Raw genomic sequence first — 24321 nt, 5'->3', positions numbered from 1 at the left:
TAAATGCAGGCACACAAAAAAATAAAAAGAAACAATAGAGAATTGTTTTTTGATTCTTTTAAACATTTTAAGCATAACTTATCAAATTTGATTGGTGTTGAATTACCCACTCTATTTGCACTTGGGACGCAAAAATATCTTAGCCTCATACCCACAAACTACAAATCAAAATACCCTGATATGAAAAAAATAGGCTTGATTGAATACAATAAACCTAGCGATTGTGTGTTTAATCTCACGCAAGAGGGCGAATTTTTAATAAATAATGCTAATTTAACACAGCATATTTATGGTGAAAATAATCTAAAAACGAATCGAAACAATATAGATTCCATAACTCCAAAAGAGATTTTTTCTAATTTTGATTTAGAGCTAAACAATCCAAATTCTTATCGATATAAGATACTCCAGCTAATATTATCTTACTATGATACAACAGATATGATTCGCCCATATTTAGCACTTTTAAAGTTTCTCAAAAACAAAAACATACAACGATTAGAACCACATTTACTAAAAAATATTCTAGCCAACGCAAAAGAACAAATCTTGTTAATGACATATAACCAAAATGCTTTTAATGAAATAAGCGGTGAAATACAAAATGAGATAAAAAGACCTATTTCATATATTTATAACTTTTTGCAAACTGCATTAGTCATAGATGAGGCATATAATATCATCATTGATTATAACTTTATGGATAGAGTAGAATTAGAAATGAATAATTTTGTGTTTTATCAACAGACGCAAAATAATTCTCGTCCTGCCAAAGAACAAAGGGCTTTTAGAGATAATGTTTTAAGAGCTTATGATTATAAATGTGCTGTAACTCAAAAATCTATTTTTATAGGCAATCGTTGTTTATTAGAAGCTGCACATATTATACCTTATAGAGACGGTGGCTCTTTTGCTACAAGCAATGGAATTGCGCTAAGTTATGAAATGCACAAAATGTTTGATTGTGGTTTATTTGGTTTTATATATGATGATTTTGGCAAGATAAAAATTAAAGTTTCACAATCACAAAATATTATGGATAAACAAGGTATCTTGCAAAACATAAAGGACTTGTATATATCATTGCCCCAAAAAATAGAATGCCATCCTGATAAACTAGCACTAGAATATAATTTAGAACATTATCTACTAAGATAATAAAAACTAATACAAAATCTAGAATTTAAATTCTAGATTTTGTATTTCGCCATTTTTTGTGCCTTTTGTCGCCTATAAAGCACAATCGCGATACCACAAAACCGAGTGTGGAAGTATCTTTGAATGATTTTCTAAAAAAACTGCGTTTTGTGGGTTTTTGAGCGTGAAACTACGAAAATAGGACATAACTCCATTTAAGGAGTTGAACGCGAAGAATCCCACAAAAGCGTCAAAAAAACAAACACATCTTACATTTTCTCGTGGAATGTCCTTGAGATGACATCGAGTTGTTGCTCTTTTGTGAGTTTGATGAAATTCACCGCATAGCCACTTACACGAATGGTAAGCTGTGGGTATTTCTCGGGGTGCTCCATAGCATCTTTTAGCATATCTTTTTGTAGCACATTGACATTGAGATGATAGCCCTCATCGGCGAAATACCCGTCCATTAGCGATACGAGATTTTGCTCCTGCGCTCCACGGTCGCTCCCTAGCGCACTTGGCACGATAGAAAATGTATTTGAAATCCCATCTTTTGAGTATTTAAACGGCAGTTTTGCCACAGAGCAAAAGCTCGCCACACAGCCGTTTGTATCGCGTCCGTGCATAGGATTTGCCCCCGGGGCAAATGGCTCGCCTGCTTTTCTACCATCGGGCGTAGAGCCTGTTTTCTTGCCATAGACGACATTTGAGGTTATGGTTAGCACGCTCATCGTGGGGGTGGATTCTCGATAAGTTGGATGCAAAGCGAGCTTTTGGGAGAAACTTTTTACCAAATCTACCGCGATGCTATCCACTCTATCATCATCGTTGCCATATTTTGGATAATCCCCCACAATCTCAAAATCTACCGCCAACCCCGCTTCATTGCGGATAGGCTTGACTTTAGCGTATTTTATCGCAGAGAGAGAATCCGCTATCACGCTAAGCCCTGCGATACCCCCTGCCATAGTGCGCACCACTTCTTCATTGTGCAACGCCATTTCGATTCGTTCATAGCAGTATTTATCGTGCATATAGTGAATGACATTAAGCGTGTTGATATAAAGCCGTGCTAGCCAATCAAGCACAATATCTAGTCGCCCTCTCACCTCATCATAGTCCAAATATTCGCTCGTTATAGGAGCGAGCATAGGGGCGACTTGAATGCCTAGCTTTTCATCTTTGCCACCATTTATGGCGTAAAGTATGGCTTTTGCGAGATTACACCGCGCCCCAAAAAACTGCATTTGCTTGCCGATTTTCATCGGGCTTACGCAACACGCAATCGCATAGTCATCGCCAAATTCCTTTAGCATTATCTCATCGCTCTCATATTGAATCGATGAAGTATCAATACTCACCCGTGCGCAAAAATCCTTAAACTTCTGTGGCAATCGCGTATTCCAAAGCACGGTCATATTTGGCTCTGGAGCTGGTCCTAGATTATAAAGCGTATGGAGGAAGCGATAGCTCATTTTGGTTACAAGCGGGCGTCCATCAAGGCACATTCCCCCGATACATTCCGTAACCCAAGTGGGGTCTCCGCTAAAGAGTTCATCATACTCGGGCGTGCGCAAAAATCGCACCATTCGTAGCTTCATCACAAAATGGTCTATCATTTCTTGGATTTCGCTCTCTGTGTATTTGCCAAGACTTAAATCCCGCTGGGCGTAAATATCTAAAAATGTGGAGATTCTCCCTATGCTCATTGCTGCGCCATTTTGCTCCTTTATCGCGGCAAGGTAGCCAAAGTAAAGCCACTGAATCGCCTCTTTTATATCCTTAGCAGGCGCAGAAATATCAAATCCATAGCTTAAAGCCATTTCCTTTAGCTCATTTAGTGCCTTTATCTGCTCAGAGATTTCTTCGCGCAGGCGAATCACTTCCTCGCTCATTACATCGGGGGTGAGCTTTTTCTTTGCTTTGGTTTTCTCTTCGATAAGCCTATCTACGCCATAGAGTGCCACTCGGCGATAATCCCCGATGATTCTCCCTCTGCCATAGGCATCGGGGAGTCCTGTGATGATTCCCACTTTTCGCGCTAAAAGCATTTCATCACTATATGCGTCAAACACGCCGTCATTATGTGTCTTGCGATATTTAAACACATTTGCCACTTGAGAATCTTCTTTTTTGTTGTATGCTTTAAGCGAATTTAGCACCATACGATACCCGCCAAAAGGCATTATCGCACGCTTTAGTGGCTCATCGGTTTGTAGTCCTACGATGACTTCTAAATCTTTATCAATATAGCCCGCATTATGCGAAGTAATGCTAGAGATAATATCCGTGCTGACATCATACACGCCCTTGCGCTCTCTCTCTATTTTCATTAGTGCGCAAACCTGCTCCCACAGCTGCTTTGTCGCATTTGTAGGCACGCTTAAAAAACTCTCATCGCCCTCATAAGGCGTGAAATTTTTGACGATAAAATCACGCACATTGATTTCATCTTGCCAGATTCCCTTTTCAAATTCACCTAAGATTTGCACTTTTGTATTTTCGCTCATTCCTCGCTCCTTTCTTTTGTGGGCTGTGATTTTTTGCCTTAAAAGATTCTTAAAACAAATAGCCTTAAGATAGAATCTTACAACCTTGTTGCTTTAGTAAAACTTAAAAAAATATAAAACAAAGGAGTTGAAGCAAAACTTCAACAAATATAAAGAAGATAAGAAAGAAAAATTTAAAGGGAGAGTTCATCTCCCTTTAATGCGCTTAGTGTGCGCCTTTGTAAGTAGTGATTTGAGAAGTTACTTTATCCACTTCTTTAAAGTTGTAAGGCTTTGTGTTTTTATCAAGCTCTAGCAACTCTTTTGGTGCAGGACCATTGACATTAAGGTGGTCATAGTATCTATCACCAGCTTTTTTGCCATTCAAATCCACTTTGTAGGTAATTTCACCCGGATTAAACTTCTGTATGTCTTCAAAGCCAAGGTCAGAAGTTTTAAAGCCTTTGATTCCATTATCGCTTGCAATCTCTACAAGTTTAGTTTGACCCATTCGCGCCATTTCCACAGCTTGCAATAGCATTCTGCTTGCTTCGCGTGGATTGTGGAATCCTGTTGAGTTCTCAGCACCTACGAAATCACCTCTCATTTGTCCTCTGCGGTGTAACTCTAGTGGCTCTGCGAGGGCTTTAGTGATTTTTTCATCATCAGCCTTACCTTCGGTTTGATATGCTGGGAGCTTGCCTAATTCCTCGCGCAGTCGCTTAATATCTTGGATAAGGCTCACAGTCGCATATTCAGCACTTCTTAAATCATAGGCGACAGATTTTTGAATATCTGCAATTTGTGCTTTAAGATACTCTTCTGGTTGAGTGTGGCAAGTCTTACACGCCGCGTTAATTTCATTAAGCGGTGAAGTAATGTTGTGTTGAGTAACTTTTCTTCCACCTGTTCCTTTTACATAAGGCATATGGCAATCCGCACAAGCTACGCCATTTTGCGCGTGCACGCCACCGCTAAAGAGTTCGGTCTCTGGGTGTTGGATTTTAAGCATTGGCGCTTTTGTAATTTTGTGTTGCCAATCTTGCTTAAACACACCATCTGCTCGTGCTTTGTCATAATGCTCATCAAACATTTCGATTCTAAAAGCCTCGCCCTTTTTCCACGCTGACCAAGGGAATACAAGGTTTTGTCCATCGACTTCAATTTCGATTGGTTGATTTCCATTGCGCCATACATCGTATTCCTCATAAGTTTTTTGCTCACCATTAAACCACTTAGCATTTTCATCTTTAGAAATGCTCTCGCCTGTTACGGTTACTTTAGTGCCTGTTGGACGGAAATAATACTCCACATGGCATTGCGCACATACAAGCGTTCGCATTTCTTTTCTATCGGCTTTCACGCCTTGATACTCATCTCGCTCATACCCTCTAAAATCAACAAGAGCATTGATAAGTGCTGGTCTTGTGATTCTAAGTCCCATACCATCAGGATTATGGCAATCCGCACAAGTAACGCCCATTCGAGTTCCTCCGTGTGGTCCTCTGTGCTGGTCATCTCCTTCAGTTGCACCATTTACAGGAGGCACGCCTTTAATCATAGTCCAATATTTCGTAGAGTTAAATCGTGTAAAATCTCCACCAGCAGCATTTTTGATAAGCCAAGGTGTCCAACCACTATGGCAGTTCATACACGCTGCAGGCTGCCCTCCAAACTTCGCAAATCCGTGTGCATTAAGAAAATCTTTGTTATTCCTTGCTGTATCCATTTGATCGACTTGAATCCAAAAGTGCCCTCGCTCCTCATTTGCATCAAGACTAAACGGATAACCAGCCCAAAGTTGTGTAAGTTGCGGATAACGAATAAGTTTTGAATACGCCAAATTACCGCCATAATTTGTGTATTTAGGCTCTTCTTTCTCCACAATAAGATACATATCTAAATATTCTGGATAGTTTCTCCCCCACCAATCAAATGTCGGATTATCATCGCTAAGCTCCACCACATCTTTAGAAGCCACTTTTGGGACTTCCGCGCTCTTTTTGCCAATATCGTAATTAAACCAAAGCAAGCCTATCACGACAATCACAGCCAAAACAACAAGAATTGGCATCATATTACTTTTACTCTGCATTTCTTCACTCCTTCACTCTATTTTTAGAATTTAATGACACTTAAAAGCCACGCTTATGCCCGACACTCTCGTGGCAAGAGACACAGCTTAAACTCCGCACATCTGAACCTCCGTGAGTAGTAGCATTGATAGCATTACTCGCGACTTCAGTGTGGCAACTGATACAATTTTGCTCTACAATCTTTTTGCTCGTTTGATTGGCTGAAAGATTCACAGGCAATTCATCAAGTTTAAAGGTAAAAGCGTAGGCGTGTCCTACTCCGCTTCGTGCCTTTGCTATCCATTTAGAGACAAAGCTATGAGGCAAATGGCAATCTCCACAAGTCGCTCGCTCCTTCCCAGCGACTACAAGAGAATGCGAACTCGCAAGATAATTGTCATACACTTCATTCATTATATGGCAATTATTGCACGCCTGCGGGCTGTCGCTAAAATATGAAAAGCCTTTGGCATTATAGAAAGTGTAACACCCACTCACCACAATGACAACAACCAACAAGGCAAAAATCTTGGATAAGAGAGACGAATTGTTGCTTGAACTCAAAACTCCTCCTTTAAGACTTTGTTGTTAATGTCTATAAACCTAAGACTTTTTCAAAAATAAATCATTTTTGGGAAGCCCTAGATTCTTAAATACTTAGACACGATAGGAATTTTAATATATCTCGCTTTAAAGATTCCTTAAATCCATTTACTTTTTGTTTATTTTCTAAAAAAAAAACACTATCGGTTACAATTTGCTACAAAACATAATACAATACCCTCTTATTTTAGGGTTAATTTTATAGATTGATTTAAGGAGTAGCGATGTTTTCTCACTTGGATTGCGTTATGAATGCGACAAAAAATAGTGGCGTTGCCTTTGGGATTAGTAATCGTCTTGGTGGCGTGAGTAATGCGCCATTTGATAGTCTCAATCTTTCTTTTAATGTGGGCGATAATCAAAATGCTGTGGCAAAAAACATTGATTTACTCTTGCAAAATTTTGCTAAAAATGGGCAGGATTTGCCGTGCATAAAAGATTGCAATCGCTTATTGCGCACTGATAATGTGAATTTCCTCACACAGATTCACAGCACAAACTCAATCACTATCACCAAACCTAATGGCATACACAACGCTGGAGAGGCTGATGCGCTTATCACTAACCAAAGGGGGATTAACCTTTTAATCCTCGTAGCAGATTGCAATCCTGTGCTCTTTTTTGATAAAAAAAATTGTGTTGTAGCCATTATGCACGCTGGAAGAGAGGGGGTTTTTAGACATATTTGCACGCACACTTTTACACAAATGCAAAAAGCATTTCACACCAATGCGAGCGATATTTTTGCCTTCGTGGGAGCTGGGATTAGGCAGTGTTGCTATGAAGTGGGCGAAGACATTGCAATGAGGCTTGGCACGCAACAAAGAGAATCTTACACGCGCAAAACACCCAAAAATTCTTATATGCTTGATTTAAGCGCAATGTTACAAGATGAGTTCATTTCGCTAGGCATTATTGATTTTTATATATCTCAAAATTGCACGCATTGTGATAAGTCATTTTTCTCGTATCGCCGAGATGGTAAAAGTGGTCGTTTTGGACTTATCGCACAAATATTTTAAAAAAGTGTATTGCCTGCATTGCTAAAACCAAGCAACTCATAAGTCTTAATGGTGGCGATTCTCCCCCTTGCAGTGCGCTCTAAATATCCTTGTGAAAGCAAGTAGGGCTCAATAACATCTTCTATGGTTACCTCATCTTCACTCATTGCTGCTGCGATAGCGTTTAATCCCATTGGACGGCGTTTGTTTTGCGCTAAGATTCCAAGATAGCGCAAATCAAGCTCATCAAAGCCCATTTCATTGACACCGAGCTCATTAAGCGCGTATTGCGTGCGTTCAAGCGTTATAGAATCTTCATTAGCCACTTGGGCGTAATCACGCACTCTTTTTAAAAGCCTAAGTGCGATTCTTGGCGTGCCACGAGAGCGTTTGGCAATTTCTTGCGCGGCACTTGCGTGCAAATCTTTATTGAGCTTTTTAGCCGCGCGCATCACTATCTCACTAAGCTCACTTGGCTCATAAAATTGCAATCTAAAATTCATACCAAATCGCTCACGCAAAGGATTACTTAGCATTCCTGCTCGCGTAGTCGCGCCAATGAGGGTAAAACGGGCTAAATCAATTTTAAGTGTTTGGGCTGCAGGTCCGCTCCCAATGATAATATCAAGCCTAAAATCTTCCATTGCAGGATACAAAATCTCTTCAATCGCAGGACTTAAACGATGAATCTCATCAATAAACAAAATATCCCCATCGCCTAAATTGGTTAAAATCGCGGCTAAATCGCCAGATTTTTCTATCATTGGCGCGGCACTTACTTTGATACTTGCATTCATTTCATTGGCGATGATATGGCTTAGTGTCGTCTTGCCAAGTCCGGGAGGACCGAAAAATAAAATGTGGTCTAAGCATTCATTGCGCAGCTTTGCGGCTTCGATAAACACTTTAAGATTTTTTTTTACACTCTCTTGCCCGATATAATCCTCCCAAACACTCGGACGCAGTGAAATGTCATTCTCTTCTAAATCAATTTTTTGCACTTCTATGATTCTATCTAGGCTTACCTTTTCCATTTAATAGCTTTCCTCATCATTTGGGAATCTCCGCTCTCTCACATCGCTAGCATAGTTTTGAATTGCATTGTGTAACAGCTCTTTGCCATTAAGGTAACGGCGCACAAATTTGGGTTTAAACGCATCAAAAAAGCCAAACGCATCGCTCCATACTAAGATTTGCCCATCGCAATCCACGCCCGCGCCAATGCCAATAGTTGGGATTGTAAGACTTTTTGAAATCTCTGCGCCAAGAGAGCTTGTAATACCCTCAAGCAAAATTCCAAACGCGCCTACACGCTCGCATTCTTTGGCAAGATTAAGGAGATTTTTTGCATTCAGACTATCTTTGCCTTTGACTTTGTAGCCACCCTCACCTCTCACGCTTTGCGGACATAATCCAATATGAGGCATAATGGCAAAGCCCTCTTTAACTAACGATTCTACAATATCTAGCTTATCCTCGTTAATCTCAAGTTTTAGCGCATCGCAATTTGTTTGCGTATAGAATCTTAGGGCATTTTTGAGTGCCTTTTGCGTTGTGGCATAGCTCCCAAAAGGCATATCGGCAATAATAAACGCTCTACTTGCTCCAGAGCACACCGCCTTTGTATGATAGAGCATATCGCGCACGCTTAAGCCCAAAGTGTCGTGCTTGGCATTAAAGCTCATATTAAGACTATCGCCTACTAAAATCACATCGACAACCTCATCAAAGATTCCAGCCATTAGCGCATCATAGGCGGTTATGGCAACTATCTTTTTGCCATCTTGTTTATATTGTCTCAGTGTGTTAAGCGTTATTTTTTTCATTTTTTCTCCTCTTTGCGTGTGGTGGCACAGATTTTGCGTGCAAGCAAATATATACCAAAACTCCAAGCCCAGCGACAAACATCACTGCGCTTAAGATTTGCCCCATTGAAAGCCCAAAAGCATAATATCCCATTTGGGAATCTGCCTCCCTAAAAAACTCACAAAAAAAGCGCGCTAAAGCATATCCAATCCCATAAGTAACGCAAAGCGCACCTGTTTTTTGGACTTTTTTAAAGACAACAAACATTATCACAAAAAGCACAATCCCCTCAAAAAATGCTTCAAAAAGTTGGCTTGGATAGCGCAACTCATCATCAACCAACACACCCAAAAATCCCAAAGCAGAATCTTGCGGGATAACGCGTCCAAAAAGTTCTTTGTTGAGAAAATTTCCTATCCTGCCAAGAGTATAGGCAAGAGGGATTGAAAATGTGGCTAAATCTAAAATGCTAAGCAAGTTTTGTTTTTTTAATATGCTAAAAGCAATCGTAGCAACTAAAAACCCTACAACACCGCCGTGATAACTAAATCCAGCAATCCCAATAAACTGCCCCTGTGCGTTAAAGGGATTAAAAATATCAAGTGGGTGGATAAGATAATACCAAAGTCCCACATCACTATAAACCGCGAGATACCCAAGTCTCGCTCCTACAATCACGCCAATTTCCGCCCATAAAAAATATGATTCTAAAATCTGTGAGGATATATTGAAGCGATTTGGATACTTTTTGATAAAAAATGAAGCGATAAAAAGTGCGCCAAGCAAAGCAATAACATAACATAAGCCATACCAATGCACCTTAAGCCCAAAGACTTCAAACGCGATTGGGTCAAAATGTGCATAAAAGACATTCCACGCATTGAGCGAGTTCATTGTTCATCCTCTTTGATTTTAACCGCAAATAAATCTGATAGCCCAATCTCTTCAAGGAACAAAAACGCCCTAAGAGAATCCACCACTACTTCTAATTCTAATTTATCGTGCATTTTTAGCTTCGCAAGCAAGCCAAGCACATAGGAATTAAGCGGATAACTTCGCACAAAATAGATTCTAAAAATCTCGCAATCCATTCCATATTTGCCCTCTTTGTCTTTGTTTTTGAAAGCTTGCAAATAGAAATACAATTCTTGCTTGAAGTCTAAAAAAGTATGGTAGTTGCTAATCTTGCCAACCACCCTAACAATATCGCCACCCTCCGCCAAAGACACTTTTGAGATAGTCATTCATATCCTTTTAATGTTATGCAATATTTTTTGGGTGTAATTTTAACAAGTCTTAGGGTGCAAAATCTATAAATTATGTGCATTCCTCTACCATTTTGTGAAAAACTCCTACAAAATTTGTAACGCGGTGCTTGTGATGATTTTACACGACTTTTTGATTCCATATTTTTATACAAGCGCGGGGACAAAAGAATCTGCGGAGTAAATATGGGGGTAAAAACACAACGCAGGGCAAATCTTTTAGGCGTTTGTGAAGTGTGAAACCCACTCGCTTTATTTTGGATTAGGCTTTGCGTAGAAATTTTCACAAAAATCTTATGTTTATGGTGCTTTTTGGATTCTCGTTTTAGTTGAGAAATTGATAAACTCGGAATCTTTTTGCCATAAAAATTATGCTCCATTATATTACTAAGAGTTTCAAACGCACTTACCACCCATTCACTTCCTTTATCTCCCTTAAAATACTGCTCCAATGTGGCGATAAATCCACTTAGATTCTCTACGCTGGGGCGCAATGTGCGATAGAGCATTATAATTCAAGCTCTTTGGGTGGATTTGCAATGATGTCATAGCCCAAAAGACTAATCTTGTAGGCGTGGAGCATAAGTCGTGGTGCGCTTATCCCGCCATAGAGGCTATCGCCAACTATTGGGTGTGAAAGAGAGTGCAAATGAATGCGGATTTGATGAGTCCTGCCCGTCTCAATGACAACTTTAAGCAAAGTCTTTTTACCTATAATGCCTATTGGCTCGATATGGCTTATCGCCTCTAAGCCATTTTTGTCAATCTTTGATTTGGCGAATTTGCCCTTTTTGGTGCTTATAGGTTTGTTGATTGTGTGAGATTCTGCGATTATGCCACTTACTAAAGCTCTGTATTCCTTATACACACGGCGATTTTTAAACTCTAACCTTGCTTTTTTAGCAAACTCACTTCCCTCTCTAACAAAAAGCAACGCTCCACTTGTGTCCTTATCAAGCCTATGGAGCAACACGAAGTCCTTTATATTTGTGTGTGTCAAAGCCCACGATAAAAGCTCATAAGATTCAACAAACGCAGGCTTATCAATGGCAAGTAGATTCTCATCGTGGAGCAAAATACTTGGTGCTCGAACCTCTTGGATAACAAAAGTGCTTTTAGCTGATAAAAGTGTGCGTGCTAGGGGGATTTTTTGTCCATTTGCGAGCACCAATCCTCTATCTATAAGATTCTTAGCGTGTTTGTGGGAGAGATTTTTTGCATTTGCTAGGAGTTTGTAGGCTTTTTCCATTGTGGATTACAAGCAAAAGTTTTTGAAAACTTTTGCTTTTTTGATTTATTAAAATTTTGATTTAAAAGCCAAAATCGGGCAACTCTAAAACTACATACCATTTGCCATCAAAAAGTCTCACATCAACTGGGACAATATCATCTTTGCCATTTTTAAATTCTACTTTTACAGGCACTCTAGCAGCTGTTTTATCGCTATTATACTCTACTTCTTGAGTTTTTATGCTTGCGACTTCGCCCTGCATTTTAAGCCCCATAATACCCATAGAAATTTTAGCACCCATAGATTCACTCTCATCACCGCTAAATTCTTTACCATCTGCCTTGCGCACTTCTTTCATAAGCTCGGGCACTTTGTTATCAACCATTAGTTTTACAAACTCTTCTGCGGCTTTCTCAGGGCTGGAATGACTACCACCACAACCGACAAAAGCTACAAACACTACGCTAAACAACGCCCACATAAAAGACTTTCTAAACATTACGAATCCTTTGAAATAAATTTAAGTCCGCATTGTAGCTTTTTTTAGGTGCAAATGCAAGTGTATTTCAACACTTCTTAATAGTAATAAAGTCCTAAATCTACAAAAATGCGAATCCGCACTTTGGATACAGGGTGTGGATAGTCTTTATATGCTAGCTCGATAGTGCGCTCTGAGTTTCTATCAAGGATTTCATAGCCTGAAGGCTTGATGATTCTCAGTTCAGTAATATCGCCATTGGGGTGTAAATAAAACTCTACGGCACTTTTGCCCTGCTGTCCTAAGCGAATCGCATCTGGGGGATATTTGAGATACCGCTGTGTAATGCGCCCAATATCACGCAAATTATTGATGAGAAAATCTTGCTCGACCATTCCATAATCCCCAAATTCCTCACCATAAAGCTCAAAAATATTTTTTTTAGTAATTTCATCGATATAGCTATGTCGCGCAAATGCTTGAGCGATAGAGCCTCTTTTGCCCTTTTTGGTGGCACTTTGGGAATTAAGCGTAAGGGAGTTTAAATCAATTTTTGTGAGATTTTGCTGTGTTTGTGGCGTGCTTGCTTGATTGAGAGAATCTTTAGGTATGCGGTCATTTTTTTCTTTGGTAGCCTCTGGGATATTTTGCAAAAGTGGAGCATTTGAGGAATTACTCGCTTGAGCGCGCGAGCTTGCATTAAGCTGTGGGCTATTGGCGTTATTTACTCCATCATCACCGCTCGCGCTTGGCGGGGTGAAGATATGTCTTTTTGGGGCGTTTTCTATAAAGCCAGAGATTTTAATTTTATTGGGAATCTGCCCTGTCCCACTTTTAAAACGAAGATTTTCAGAGAGGAAATACCACACCAAAAGTCCCACTAAAAGTGCGTGGATAGCAAATGAAAGAGCAAAACAAACACTTAAACGAGAATCATTAGCTCGCATACACCTAGACACTTTGACTTTTGAGTTGCTTTATGCGTTGCTCCTTTTTCTCTAAGAGCTTGGCAAACTGCGTATCTTCAATGATAAGGTTATTGATATTTACGCCATTTGCACCATTGGGCGTATTTGTAGCGATTTTAAACCTATCAATAATAGTGTTATTATTTTGCCCCATTAGCACAAGGTAGCGATAGCCGTTTGTCTCAATAGTGAGAATCTTGTTTTTAGCATCAAGCTTTTTTTGTGCGATGATTTTAAAGCTAGAATCAAAACCATCTATACTGACATTTCCCTTGCTAGCCGTGCCACCAAAGATATTTGTGAAGTTGCCATTTGATTTCACACCGCCCTTCATAGAAGACCTAAGCCAAATAAGCACAGCGATTAAAAGAAGCATAACTCCTACAAGCGCGAAATACCGCCATAAATCAATAGACATAGGCTCGCGCTTGACATCGCTAAGCAATGGCGATGAAGTGCTTGGGGTAGATTCCACCTGTGGGGAATCTTGCTGGGCTTGCGCAGGATTTATCTTTTGCATAGGGCGAGGGGTTTCTAATAATGTATCAAGCGGAGAGAGTGGTGGAGTGGCTTTAGCAAAAGTGATTTTAAAGGTGTTTTGCGCTCGCGTGAGGTTTATGGTAAAATCCTTTGAATCTCCAATACCAAGAATATGCAATCCCTCATCACTGAGATTAAAAATTTGGATTTCTGTGAGAAAGGAATCTTGTATGCGTTCATTACGGCGAGTCTTATAATTCGCACTTACCCCCTCAAAAACTATCGCCCTAAACCCGCTTGTCTCCTTAGTCTTTGGCGTGAGTGTGTAATCAGAATCAAACTCCAAAATCACTTCGTGCTCTCCATCATTGGCATTGACGATAATATCAGCCTTTTTGACATCTACTCCAAATGCACCTATACAAAAAATACCTATAAGCCATATAATCCTCATTACAAACTCCTTTTCACAACAAAGAATTATTGGATTGTTTCACGCGTGAGATAATACACAATCGCATTAGAATCTAAAATTTCATTTATCCTTATAGCGAGATTCTTTTCATACACCATTACTTCGCCTTTGCCAATCACCCTTCCATTGACAAATGTCTCAATGCTCTCACCTGCGGGCTTGTTTAAATCAATAATAGAGCCTTTTTCAAAGCGCAAAATCTCACCAAGTGGAATCTTCGTGCTCCCCAATTCAGCGTTAAAAATCACTTCCATATCAAGCAAGCCGTTGTAGTTTTGCATCATATCTTCTAAGTAAGTCGCCAACTCGACTTCTTTAGGAGTGTGAATGCGTTGTTTATCTAAGATTGTATCCCCACCTGCCATAGAATGCTCCTTGTTATAATCTCATTGCTTCTTTACGCGTGCGAGTTGCGTATATAGATTCCGCAATGTCCCTGCTCTAGCTTAAAATGCAAACCCTTGTCATAATTTTTAATAAGTTTCACTCCTAAATACTCAGGCAATGAAATATTAAAGCTCTTCTCTCCTGCATCTTGGGCTAACACCTTTGCGTGCCCTACGATAAGGTTTGTAAGCTCTTTTGCCATATCCTCCAATGCTTGGTCATCTGGGTCATCATCACCCAAAAAGTCCTCGCACACTATTCGTAAAAAGGGCTTATCAAAAAGCAAAAACACCACATCTTGCATTGTTTTGTTTTCACTATCAAGTGTATCTATACGCGTAAGATAGCCTTTTTTTAACGGCAGTATAGAATCTTGCGGTTCTTTGGCAATGCTGTTTTTCATCACCTCGATAAAACTTTGGCGAATAAGTTGAAAGCTATCCATTTTGTATTCCTTAGACAATAAAATTCACAAAAAATCCTTGCCATTATACCTAAACTTTTTGCGTAATATTTTTTATCTTGGCTTAAAATTTTGTTTATTATGACATAAATCACTCACAAAACACTCTAAACACTGCGGATTGAGTGCTTTACAAATGTATCGTCCAAAAAGCACAAACGCTTGATGAAGCGTAGAGAGATTGTCTTTAAAAAGTGCGCTAAGCTCAGATTCTGTCTCAAGCGCGCTTTTAGCATTGCTTAGCCCAAGCCTATGCGAAACGCGAAAGCAATGTGTATCAATCGCCATATAATTCGCCTCAAAAAACTCAATAAGCACCACATTTGCAGTCTTTTGTCCTACTCCTGCAAGCGATTTTAGTTCCTCTTGTGTAGTGGGAATCTCCCCGCCAAAATCACTCATCACCTGCATTGCCATTTTTTTGAGATTGCTTGCTTTATTATTAAAAAAACTCACAGATTTAATGAGCTCTTTAATCTCATCAATGTCTGCGCTTGCAAGAGTAGCGGGGTTTGGATATTTCTTAAAAAGTGCTGGTGTTACGATATTTACGCGTTTATCAGTGCATTGGGCTGAGAGCATCACACATACTAAGAGTTCATATATATTTGTATAGACCAGCTCTGTTTTGGCGTTTTTGTATTGTTGCAAAAATCGCTTTTTAATCTCTTTAACACGCGCATTAGAGACTTTGGCGCGTGGTTTTTGGAGATTTTTAGATGGTGTTTTTGGATTTTTTTGTGTTTTCATTACTTGACAATCCTCGTGCTCAATTTTGCGTATTTTTGTAGCATTATAGTGTATTTTGGATATTTAGGAATCATTTTTGATTGCAAAGGTGCATTTAGTTTAGTATAGTATAGTTTAGTATTACACTTTGTATCCCAATATTAAAAGGATTATTATGAAATCTTATACCACAAAAGCCATTGTTTTACTAGGAATTGTCATCGTGCTGTGTCTCCCGCTAGCACTTATTTATGATATGCTAAACGATAGAAAAAAAAATGAAATAGTAGCCATAGAAAGTATCGCTCGCTCCTATGGCAAGGAGCAACAAATTTCAACCCCTTATCTCGTTATGCCTTATATAGGGACAACAGCAAATGGTCGCTATCTTGCGGGATTAGCCGTGATTGGAGCAAAAGAAGCGCAAAGCAGTATTGATTTAAAAGATAAAGTCAAAAAACGCGGAATCTACCGTGCCCTTGTGTATGAAGCACAGGCACAGCTTTCCTTGCATTATGACTTAGAGGAGTTTATGCAGGCAACCAAGAATCGAGGGTTCAACATCAGTCATTTAGAATATGCACAGGCCTATTTATATTTTCGTATGGACGAAAGTGCAGAGCTTAAAATCACTAATACAAAAAATAATCAAATCCTTTCATTTAGAACCCGCAAAGACAACGATAACATTAACTTTGTAGTTCTACCTTTTGCCATGGATAGAGATAGGCAAGTAGATGTTGCTCTTGAATTGGAGTTTAAGGGCTCTTCATCATTCACATTTATCCCTATGGCTGAGAGTGAAAAAATTCACATCACCTCAACTTGGAGTAATCTTTCTTACACAGGATTGCTCCCTGATGAATATGCACAAAATGCAGATTCTGGTGCGTTTTATGAGGTAAGCAAATTACCTACTTACCTTAATGTGGATAGTTTAGATGTGCTAATGATTCACGCTACCAATGAGAGTTATAGCGATGGACGGGCTAATTATGTCGGGGTAAATCTTCTTGATTCTATCACGCAATACCGCCTTATTGAGCGCAGTATCAAATATGGCGTGTTATTTGTGCTTTTGACGCTTTCATTACTCTTTGTCTGTGATGTAGGGACGAAAAAATCACTCCATATCTTGCAATATGGTATTATTGGTGCGTCATTAGTGGCATTTTATTTACTTCTACTCTCTTTATCCGAGCAGATTGGATTCTCTCTTGCTTACATTCTTGCAGCACTTTGTGTCATCGTGCCTATATCGCTGTATAGTTTTGGAATCTTGGGTGATAAGAAATTTTCCATAATCGTTGGTGGCTCACTTAGCGCGATGTATCTCGTGCTCTTTGGAATCTTAAAGATTGAAAACTACTCATTGCTATTAGGCAGTATATTAGTGATGACTGTGCTCTATGCGATGATGTATTTCACGCGCAACTTACATAGAGGATAAAGGGAAAAAGAGGACAATGAATGAAACTATCATCAACATTGAGCGAGCGATTCTCTCCTCGATTTTTATGTCCCCGAGTAATTACGAGGACATCGCCTCGCTCATCACACATAAAGACTTTGTCCTCCCCATTCACGCCAAAATTTTTGAGTTAATGGGGGAATGCGAAAAACTCCAACTCCCCATTGATGAAAAAATCATTTTACAACGCGCTCAAGGCAAGCTCAAAGAATCTGATATTGCCGAGATTCACTCCATTAGCCCCATTGTCAATCTCTCCGCGTATGCACAAGAGATTAAAAAATCTTCACTCAAACGCGCTTTAGGGGAGCTAGCAAATCTCTTGCGCGAACAATCTACAAACACAGCCATAGGCGTAGAGGAAATCATCAACACCATAGAATCTCGTGTGAATGACATTGCTATTGGCAACATAACGGGCAAGGGCTTTGAAGATTCCAAACAAATCGCACAAAAAACCATACAATCCTTAGAAGAGCTAAAAAGTCGTGGCAATGCGTTAGCTGGTATAAGCACGGGCTTTAGCGAGCTCAATCATATTACCACAGGGCTTAATAAGGGTGATTTGATTATCATTGGTGCGCGCCCATCAATGGGGAAAACTTCGCTCGCACTTAATATCACACAAAATATTTTAGATTCTGGTGTTGGGGTGGCGATTTTTAGCCTTGAGATGCCATCAACCCAACTAATGCTACGAATGCTAAGCTCGCTAAGTGGTATCCCTATGCAAATTTTGCGAGATGCAAGGCTTGAGGATTATCAATGGGAAAAATTAAGCCAAGTAAGCAACAAAATAAGCGCGCAACCGCTTTTTATCAATGATGAAAGCAACCTTAATATCGCGCTTTTACGCTCTAAACTCCGCGCTCTTAAAAAGCAATACAAAGATGTCGGTGTGGCGATAATAGATTACCTCCAACTAATGCAAGGGGATAGAAGTCTGGGTAAAAATGTGGAAATTAGTGATATTTCGCGTGGGTTAAAGACACTTGCAAGAGAGCTAGAAATGCCGATAATCGCACTCTCTCAGCTTAATCGCTCCGTAGAAGGACGCGATGATAAACGCCCTATCCTTTCAGATTTGCGAGATTCTGGGGCGATTGAGCAAGATGCAGATATGATATTTTTCCTCTACCGCGATGATGTATATAAACGGCGTGAGGATAAGGAGCGATTAGCAAGGCTTAAAAAAGATGGCAAGGATAAGGACTTTAAGCCAGAATACGAGGAGCGTGAGATTGAGCCTGCTGAAATCATCGTAGCAAAAAACCGCAACGGCGAGACAAAGACCGTGCATATTCAATTTCGCAAAAAATTTATGCGTTTTGAGAATCCTGAAGAGCCACTAGATTCTAATTACCAACCCACAAAAATGGAATATCCCTCAAACCAATACGAACCCTCGCTTGCTAAAGATGAGCTAATGAAAACTATTGAAAACTTGTAATTTGGTTACGCACATTCCCCCAAATTGCGGGGGAATGTGGATTAAAGACTAGGCTTTGGAGTTTTATCTGTAATGTTTGGTAGTTGTGGATAAGTAACTACGGGCTTTTTGCCTGTGAGTGAGCGCAAGAAAGATTCTATGGCTTGTGCTTCTTTATCGCTTAGTTTTATATCAAGTTGGATTTTCCCCATTTCTTTAATGGCTTCTTGCAAACTCCAAATCTTCCCATTATGGAAATATGGGGCAGTTTGTGCGATATTTCTTAGCGTTGGGGCTTTTACCATACCATCTTTATCGCCTTTAAAATCCCCGACATTAGCGTATTTATATTTTCCAGCCACTTCAAAAGCCTGCATAGAACCACCGAGATTCACCCCGCTATGGCAACTCACACAACCCTTATCAATAAAGAGCTTTAAGCCCTCTTTTTCCTGTGCGTTAAGTGCATTTTCCTTGCCACGCAAAAACTCATCAAACCTTGAAGGCGTAATCAAAGTGCGCTCAAATGTAGCAATCGCATCAGCAATATTATCAAATGTTACACCGCTGCCATAGACTTTTTTAAACTCATTGACATACTCAGGCATTGAAGCAATTCTTTTGACTGCTAAGCTTGATGGCGCAGCCATTTCTGCGTTATCTTGGATAGGTCCTTTTGCTTGCTCTTTTAAGTCTTTCGCCCTCCCGTCCCAAAACTGCACTCCATTAAGCACAGAATTATACACCGTTGGGGAGTTTAGATGGTGAGGGTTTGCGCTCCATTTATGCCCTATGGCAGCTTCTACACCATCGATTCCGCCAAATCCTAAATTATGGCAAGTATTACACGAGATAATCCCGCTTGCGCTTAATCGTGGCTCAAAATAAAGTTTCTTTCCAAGCTCAGCCTTTGCCTCACTAAAAGCACTGAATTTTACGCCATTTTCCTTTAAAATCGCTTCAACCTCTTTTTGATTATTTGGCAATGGGGCTAGCCCGACATCTTTTGCTTGCTGTAAGAGAGGATTCCCAAAAGCAAAAGAGCAACTTAACATTAACACTGCACTTGATGATAGAATACCTTTTTTCATCATTCCTTTTCTCCTTGTTTGTTTATTTGCAAGTTTATATCCATAAACTTGCAAATCAATTTTATCATAAATATAAGCATTTTGATAAAATCTCATAATCAGCTGCATACTAAAAAGATACACCAAGCGGAATGCTCTTTGCTTTTTAGTCCTTAAACGCTCTGTTTATTTATGGAAGTTTTTGTATTTTAAGGAGATAGAATGAACGCAAGTATGGTAGCAAAGCGGATAAAACTTTTCATCGCACTTCTTTTTTGTATCTCGCCACTATGGGCGCAGAAGATTTCTGATTTAGCACAAATTGTCGGCATTAGAGATAATTCACTTGTAGGCTATGGCTTAGTCATAGGGCTAAATGGCACAGGCGATAAAAACGGCTCGAAATTCACAATGCAAAGTATGGCAAATATGCTTGAGGGTATGAATGTCAAACTCTCGGCAAATGATATTAAATCAAAAAATGTTGCCGCTGTAATGGTAACGGCAAAAATGCCTCCATTCGCTAGGGCTGGCGACAAGATTGATATACAAGTCTCCTCTATCGGCGATGCGAAGTCTATCAATGGTGGCACACTCGTGCTTACGCCATTAAGCGCAGTCGATGGCAACATTTATGCTCTAGCGCAAGGCGCAATCACACTTGGAGAAACTTCAAACTCGCTATCAGGCACGCTTATTGGCGGAGCGACTATCGAGCGTGAGATAAGCTATAATATCGCTACACAAGATAGCGCGACACTAAGCCTGAAAAAATCAAGCCTCCAAAACGCACTTAAAATGCAACAAAAACTCAACGAAACATTTAATGAATATGTGGCAAACGCGCTCGATTCTCGCACAATCAAACTCAAAAAGCCAGAGCAAATGAGTATGGTAGAGTTTTTGGCACTTGTAGAGGAAGTAGAGATTGATTATGTGCAAAAGCAAAAAGTCGTTATTGATGAGAAAAGTGGGACCATTGTCGCTGGGTTAAGCATTACCATTGAGCCTATTATCATCACACACGGCGAGCTCACCATTAAGATTTCTGATGAGGAGCAAAGCGACCCAGACGCAGTCTCGCTAGGCGATGATATAAGCATCTCACAAGCGCAAAATACTCTCTCAACTAATGGCAAAAAACCAACCGTGGCAAATGTCGTGCGTGCATTGCAAAAAATGGGCGCAAGTCCCAAAAATATCATCTCAATCTTAGAGACAATGAAACGCAGTGGTGCTATCAGCGCAGAAATCGAAGTGATTTAAAACTATAAAGGAATTCTAATGACCATAGACACGCAAAGCACACTCAATGCGTATAATCAAAGCACACAAAGCAACGCATTAGAGAATCTAGAAATGCGCGCTAAAATGGCGCAAGCAAAAAATGCTATGCGACAAGAGCTACAAGGCACAGATTCTAAAACTAGCCTAGAAAAAATGCGCCAAGATGAGGACGCAAAACTACGAGAGCAAACAGATAACTTTGAAGCAATCTTGCTCCAAATAATGCTAAAAGACGCAATCAAAAATGAAAATCCGCTCTACCCCAAGCAACCCGGGAGCGATATTTATCACTCAATGTATTTAGAAAATCTCGCAGATTCTCTAAGCGGGGATTTTGGATATAGTGAGCTTTTGTTTAACTACCTTAAAGATTTGCAAAAATAATGACTGAAAGCCTCATAAACCAAAACATTATTAAGAATTTAGATTCTAAAGACAAGCAAGAAGTTCTTAACCTTCTAAAAGTGCTTATTGACAACACACACGAGGCAGAAGCGCAATTTAATGAATTAAAAAAAATCTATGATGATGTGCTAGAGCTCCTCCCCGATGCGATTTGGATTTTAGAATCTACTTTGGAGATGTATTATCAAAACAAACCATCTTACGCCCTTACACATATTTTAGAAATCATCAAAAAAAATATCCTCCCACACACCAGACAAGAAAGCGAATTGGAGTATAAAGGAAACACTTACCTCTATAAAGTGGATTTTCTCTCAAACAAAATTGTCATCACCGCCATTGACATAACTGCCCAAAAGCGTCAAGAGCGACTTGCTTCAATGGGGACAATCTCTGCACACTTAGCCCACGAAATCCGCAATCCTGTGGGCTCAATCTCACTACTTACTGCGAGCTTGCTTAAGCGCGGGGATAATGCAACTATGCCTATTGCTATGGAGATTAAAAAGTCCATTTGGCGCATTGAGCGACTAATTAACGCAACATTGCTTTTTTCAAAAGGCATTAGCATAAGCAAAAAATCACACACGCTTGGCGAGATTAAGACAGAAATTACGCAATCTATCGCTTCTTACACATACACCAAAGAAATCGCCTTTGATTTTATGCTTGATGAGGGCATAGAAATATTTGTAGATTTTGACCTCTTTATCATCGTGTTACAAAATTTTATTTTTAATGCCATTGATGCGATTGAGGAGGGAGAATGCGAAAATGGACTTATACGCGTAAAATACACTAAAGAGCAGCACAAAAGTGCGTTTTTCATCAGCGATAATGGCAAAAAAATTGAAAATGAGGACATTCTCTTTGAGCCGTTTAAAACTACCAAACTCAAAGGCAACGGACTTGGGCTTGCATTAAGCAAGCAGATTATTGACGCACACGGCGGAGAAGTGCGATTGCAATCACAAAAAGATTCTAAAACTTTCATCATACAAATCCCAAATGAAAATACTCTCTCATAAGGAGCAAATAATGGTAAAAATCTATGGCATCAAAAATTGTGGCAGTGTGAAAAAAGCCCTTGATACACTTAATGCAAATGGTGTGAAATATGAGTTTATCGACTTTAAAACCACCACACCAAGCAAAGAGCAAATAGCGCAATGGGTAAGCACAGCGGGCATTGAAATAGTGCTTAACACAAAAGGGCAGACTTACAAAAAGTTGGGGTTAAAAGATAAAAACCTTAATGAAACACAAAAAATAGAGGCGATGCACCAATCGCCAAATCTTATCAAGCGACCCGTAATTGAAATTATCCAATCAAACAAAGTAGAGAATCTTATTATAGGATTTAATGAAGATACAATAAGCAGTATCAAGTAATTGTAATACAAAGGAGAACAAAGCCTAGAAGATTCTAGGCTTTGAATGAGACTATCTAAATCTCCTAGTGGGGTTTAGTTTAAAAGTCTTAAGATATTTTGTTGCACTGCGTTAGCTTGAGCAAGCGCGTAGCTACCAGATTGTGCCAAAATATTAAGCTTAGTAAATTCTGAGCTCTCACCAGCGAAATCCACCTCACGAATGTTAGACTCAGCAGCCTTCACATTCACTTGCGTTACGCTAATGTTATTTACTGTGCTTATCATTTGTTGTTGCACAGAACCTAAGTCCGCACGCACTCTATCGAGCATTTTGATACCAGATTCTGCAATGTCCATAACCACCATCGCACCGCGCAACGAAGTAACACCCGCACCAAGGTCAGTAGCTTCATTGATAAACATACCATTGTAGTTTCCACCAGCCGCAGAGCGAGTATCTGTGCCGAAGTTTCCTGTAACATCACGAAGGTTTACAGTCTCTTGGGCTTGTTTTTGTCCGTTATCAGCGTCATAACCTGTCGCAGAGATGTTTGCTCCACTAACGATAATATCTCTTGCGTCTGTTCGCACGAGTGAGAGACGACCCATATTGATATTCCCACCTGTGCCGTTTTTCTTCATCATAATGTTATAGTTACCATTGACTGTTTCAATCGCTAGAGGGTCTGCTTTTTTGCCTTGCTCACCAGCCTTACCCGTAATACCAAAGATAATCCCGCGTCCATCGATACTTCGTAGGTTTAGACGACCCACATTATCTGTATAAGCCTCCACGCCTGTATCTTGAGTAACCGCGTTAATCGCTGAAACCAAACGACCATCGCTGTCGTTATCTTTAATACCAATAATATCGCCGATAGATTGTCCATTGATATGTACCCCACCTAGGCTACCAGCTTTAATCGCTTTATCACTTGTAGTGATAACACTTGCAAAGCCACGCACACCTGTTTTATCACTATTTTTGTTGATAATCTCAGCCAACGCGCCAAGCCCTGTGCCCGCAGAAGTAGAAACAATCACAGATTCCAAAACCACATCATTGATACCATCAACATTTTTAAATGTTACTTGCACATTTCCTGTCGATGTAACCACTTGACCTGTTTCGATTCTCGTTTGACCGATTTTACTACTTACCGCTGCACCAATAGAAGCCTTGATACTTTGGTTTGAATACGCACCCACTTGGAATTCTTTGTTAGAGAATGTTCCAGCAAGCAATGCAAGACCATTGTAAGTTGTTGTGTTACCAATGTTGTCCAAACTCTCAATCAAGCGTCTAATGTCTGATTGAATCGCTTGACGCGATTGTTTAGATTGTCCATCTTGCGCCGCTTGGACAGCTTTAGTTTTGATGGTGTCGAGGATTTTTGTTTGCTCCGACATCGCTTTATCCGCGATTTGGATAATCCCCATACCATCGTTCGTGTTTCTAATCGCTTGTCCTAACGCGTTTGCCTGTGAGCTCAAGCTATCGGCAATCAACATACCAGAAGCGTCATCTGCTGCTTTGTTAATGCGAAGACCTGAACTCAACTTTTCCAACGAATTCTTAATACCCGTTTGGGTAAAAACTCCCATAACATGCGCATTCATTGCGTTAATGTTAGTATTGACCTGAAAAGCCATTTTTTACTCCTTGTGTTTAAATCTTGCGCTTCCGTGCGACAAG

25 protein-coding genes are annotated in these 24321 nt (G+C 39.9%); 8 read left to right on the top strand and 17 right to left on the bottom strand.

Translation table 11 applies throughout. From position 1 onward, the window contains the following. Positions 1 to 3 precede the first annotated feature (3 nt). Positions 4 to 1158, top strand: coding sequence for an HNH endonuclease (locus ACWIWK_RS03365; protein ID WP_454150832.1), 1155 nt, complete (start codon positions 4 to 6; stop codon positions 1156 to 1158). A 248-nt stretch (positions 1159 to 1406) separates the two neighbouring features. On the opposite strand, the gene pflB is transcribed toward ACWIWK_RS03365, so the two are convergent. The 3 genes from pflB to nrfH all read right to left on the bottom strand — a co-directional run bounded on the left by pflB (position 1407) and on the right by nrfH (position 6268). Then, the gene (gene pflB, locus ACWIWK_RS03360) at positions 1407 to 3650 is read right to left on the bottom strand and encodes a formate C-acetyltransferase (RefSeq protein WP_454150830.1); all 2244 of its coding nucleotides are present in this window, start codon (positions 3648 to 3650) and stop codon (positions 1407 to 1409) included. Between the two features lie 205 nt (positions 3651 to 3855). Continuing rightward, on the bottom strand, positions 3856 to 5706 hold the full coding sequence (locus ACWIWK_RS03355; protein ID WP_454152018.1) for an ammonia-forming cytochrome c nitrite reductase subunit c552: 1851 nt from the start codon (positions 5704 to 5706) through the stop codon (positions 3856 to 3858). Positions 5707 to 5764: 58 nt separating this feature from the next. Continuing rightward, positions 5765 to 6268 (bottom strand): cytochrome c nitrite reductase small subunit, encoded by a 504-nt coding sequence (nrfH, locus tag ACWIWK_RS03350; RefSeq protein ID WP_454150828.1) that lies wholly within the window; start codon positions 6266 to 6268, stop codon positions 5765 to 5767. Positions 6269 to 6531: 263 nt separating this feature from the next. On the opposite strand from nrfH, the gene pgeF reads away from it, so the two are divergent. Then, the gene (pgeF, locus tag ACWIWK_RS03345; RefSeq protein ID WP_454150826.1) at positions 6532 to 7329 is read left to right on the top strand and encodes a peptidoglycan editing factor PgeF; all 798 of its coding nucleotides are present in this window, start codon (positions 6532 to 6534) and stop codon (positions 7327 to 7329) included. On the opposite strand, the gene ruvB is transcribed toward pgeF, so the two are convergent. The 12 genes from ruvB to nth form a co-directional block, all read right to left on the bottom strand. Beyond that, positions 7326 to 8342 (bottom strand): Holliday junction branch migration DNA helicase RuvB, encoded by a 1017-nt coding sequence (gene ruvB / locus ACWIWK_RS03340; RefSeq protein WP_454150824.1) that lies wholly within the window; start codon positions 8340 to 8342, stop codon positions 7326 to 7328. The two genes, pgeF and ruvB, sit on opposite strands and share 4 nt — an antisense overlap. Continuing rightward, entirely contained in the window at positions 8343 to 9134 is a 792-nt protein-coding gene (panB, locus tag ACWIWK_RS03335; RefSeq protein WP_454150822.1) for a 3-methyl-2-oxobutanoate hydroxymethyltransferase, read from the bottom strand. It abuts the gene before it with no gap. After that, positions 9115 to 10008, bottom strand: a complete 894-nt coding sequence (lgt, locus tag ACWIWK_RS03330) for a prolipoprotein diacylglyceryl transferase (RefSeq protein WP_454150820.1) — start codon at positions 10006 to 10008, stop codon at positions 9115 to 9117. Before lgt ends, panB begins: the two co-directional genes overlap by 20 nt. Continuing rightward, positions 10005 to 10358, bottom strand: coding sequence for a hypothetical protein (locus ACWIWK_RS03325; RefSeq protein ID WP_454150818.1), 354 nt, complete (start codon positions 10356 to 10358; stop codon positions 10005 to 10007). Before ACWIWK_RS03325 ends, lgt begins: the two co-directional genes overlap by 4 nt. Next, entirely contained in the window at positions 10355 to 10888 is a 534-nt protein-coding gene (locus ACWIWK_RS03320) for a hypothetical protein (protein WP_454150816.1), read from the bottom strand. The genes ACWIWK_RS03325 and ACWIWK_RS03320 overlap by 4 nt, the downstream gene beginning before the upstream one ends. Further along, the gene (locus tag ACWIWK_RS03315) at positions 10888 to 11628 is read right to left on the bottom strand and encodes an RluA family pseudouridine synthase (protein WP_454150814.1); all 741 of its coding nucleotides are present in this window, start codon (positions 11626 to 11628) and stop codon (positions 10888 to 10890) included. The genes ACWIWK_RS03320 and ACWIWK_RS03315 overlap by 1 nt, the downstream gene beginning before the upstream one ends. Before the next feature lie 61 nt (positions 11629 to 11689). Beyond that, entirely contained in the window at positions 11690 to 12109 is a 420-nt protein-coding gene (locus ACWIWK_RS03310) for a DUF4878 domain-containing protein (RefSeq protein ID WP_454150812.1), read from the bottom strand. Between the two features lie 77 nt (positions 12110 to 12186). Next, complete coding sequence (locus tag ACWIWK_RS03305; protein ID WP_454150810.1) at positions 12187 to 13035, bottom strand: energy transducer TonB; 849 nt, start codon at positions 13033 to 13035, stop codon at positions 12187 to 12189. Between the two features lie 4 nt (positions 13036 to 13039). Continuing rightward, entirely contained in the window at positions 13040 to 13990 is a 951-nt protein-coding gene (locus tag ACWIWK_RS03300; RefSeq protein WP_454150808.1) for a hypothetical protein, read from the bottom strand. 26 nt (positions 13991 to 14016) lie between these two features. Continuing rightward, positions 14017 to 14376 carry a flagellar motor switch protein FliN gene (fliN, locus tag ACWIWK_RS03295; RefSeq protein WP_454150807.1) on the bottom strand — a complete coding sequence of 120 codons (360 nt, stop codon included), beginning with the start codon at positions 14374 to 14376 and terminating at the stop codon, positions 14017 to 14019. Positions 14377 to 14408: 32 nt separating this feature from the next. After that, complete coding sequence (locus ACWIWK_RS03290; RefSeq protein WP_454150805.1) at positions 14409 to 14843, bottom strand: chemotaxis protein CheX; 435 nt, start codon at positions 14841 to 14843, stop codon at positions 14409 to 14411. 72 nt (positions 14844 to 14915) lie between these two features. After that, positions 14916 to 15611, bottom strand: a complete 696-nt coding sequence (gene nth, locus ACWIWK_RS03285; RefSeq protein WP_454150803.1) for an endonuclease III — start codon at positions 15609 to 15611, stop codon at positions 14916 to 14918. A 154-nt stretch (positions 15612 to 15765) separates the two neighbouring features. On the opposite strand from nth, the gene creD reads away from it, so the two are divergent. Together creD and dnaB are read left to right on the top strand one after the other, a co-directional pair. Beyond that, entirely contained in the window at positions 15766 to 17040 is a 1275-nt protein-coding gene (creD, locus tag ACWIWK_RS03280) for a cell envelope integrity protein CreD (RefSeq protein WP_454150801.1), read from the top strand. A 16-nt stretch (positions 17041 to 17056) separates the two neighbouring features. Further along, the gene (gene dnaB / locus ACWIWK_RS03275; protein ID WP_454150799.1) at positions 17057 to 18511 is read left to right on the top strand and encodes a replicative DNA helicase; all 1455 of its coding nucleotides are present in this window, start codon (positions 17057 to 17059) and stop codon (positions 18509 to 18511) included. Between the two features lie 41 nt (positions 18512 to 18552). Here the strand turns inward: dnaB and ACWIWK_RS03270 are convergent, their stop codons facing one another. Continuing rightward, positions 18553 to 19584 (bottom strand): cytochrome-c peroxidase, encoded by a 1032-nt coding sequence (locus ACWIWK_RS03270; RefSeq protein ID WP_454150797.1) that lies wholly within the window; start codon positions 19582 to 19584, stop codon positions 18553 to 18555. A gap of 198 nt (positions 19585 to 19782) precedes the next feature. On the opposite strand from ACWIWK_RS03270, the gene ACWIWK_RS03265 reads away from it, so the two are divergent. Genes ACWIWK_RS03265 through ACWIWK_RS03250 form a run of 4 tightly spaced genes read left to right on the top strand, consistent with a single transcriptional unit; the run spans position 19783 to position 22644 of the window. After that, positions 19783 to 20826, top strand: a complete 1044-nt coding sequence (locus tag ACWIWK_RS03265; RefSeq protein ID WP_454150795.1) for a flagellar basal body P-ring protein FlgI — start codon at positions 19783 to 19785, stop codon at positions 20824 to 20826. A gap of 18 nt (positions 20827 to 20844) precedes the next feature. Continuing rightward, a complete protein-coding gene (locus tag ACWIWK_RS03260; protein WP_454150793.1) occupies positions 20845 to 21231 on the top strand; it encodes a hypothetical protein in 387 nt (128 codons plus the stop codon). After that, positions 21231 to 22280, top strand: coding sequence for a sensor histidine kinase (locus ACWIWK_RS03255; protein WP_454150791.1), 1050 nt, complete (start codon positions 21231 to 21233; stop codon positions 22278 to 22280). The genes ACWIWK_RS03260 and ACWIWK_RS03255 overlap by 1 nt, the downstream gene beginning before the upstream one ends. A 10-nt stretch (positions 22281 to 22290) precedes the next feature. Then, positions 22291 to 22644 carry an arsenate reductase family protein gene (locus tag ACWIWK_RS03250; protein ID WP_454150789.1) on the top strand — a complete coding sequence of 118 codons (354 nt, stop codon included), beginning with the start codon at positions 22291 to 22293 and terminating at the stop codon, positions 22642 to 22644. A gap of 74 nt (positions 22645 to 22718) precedes the next feature. Here the strand turns inward: ACWIWK_RS03250 and ACWIWK_RS03245 are convergent, their stop codons facing one another. Further along, positions 22719 to 24278, bottom strand: coding sequence for a flagellin A (locus ACWIWK_RS03245; RefSeq protein ID WP_454150788.1), 1560 nt, complete (start codon positions 24276 to 24278; stop codon positions 22719 to 22721). Between the last annotated feature and the right edge of the window lie 43 nt (positions 24279 to 24321).

This window comes from Helicobacter sp. 23-1048, assembly GCF_053654545.1.
Note: the sequence above shows the minus strand (reverse complement) of the source record. Positions and strands in the feature narration are given on the sequence as shown.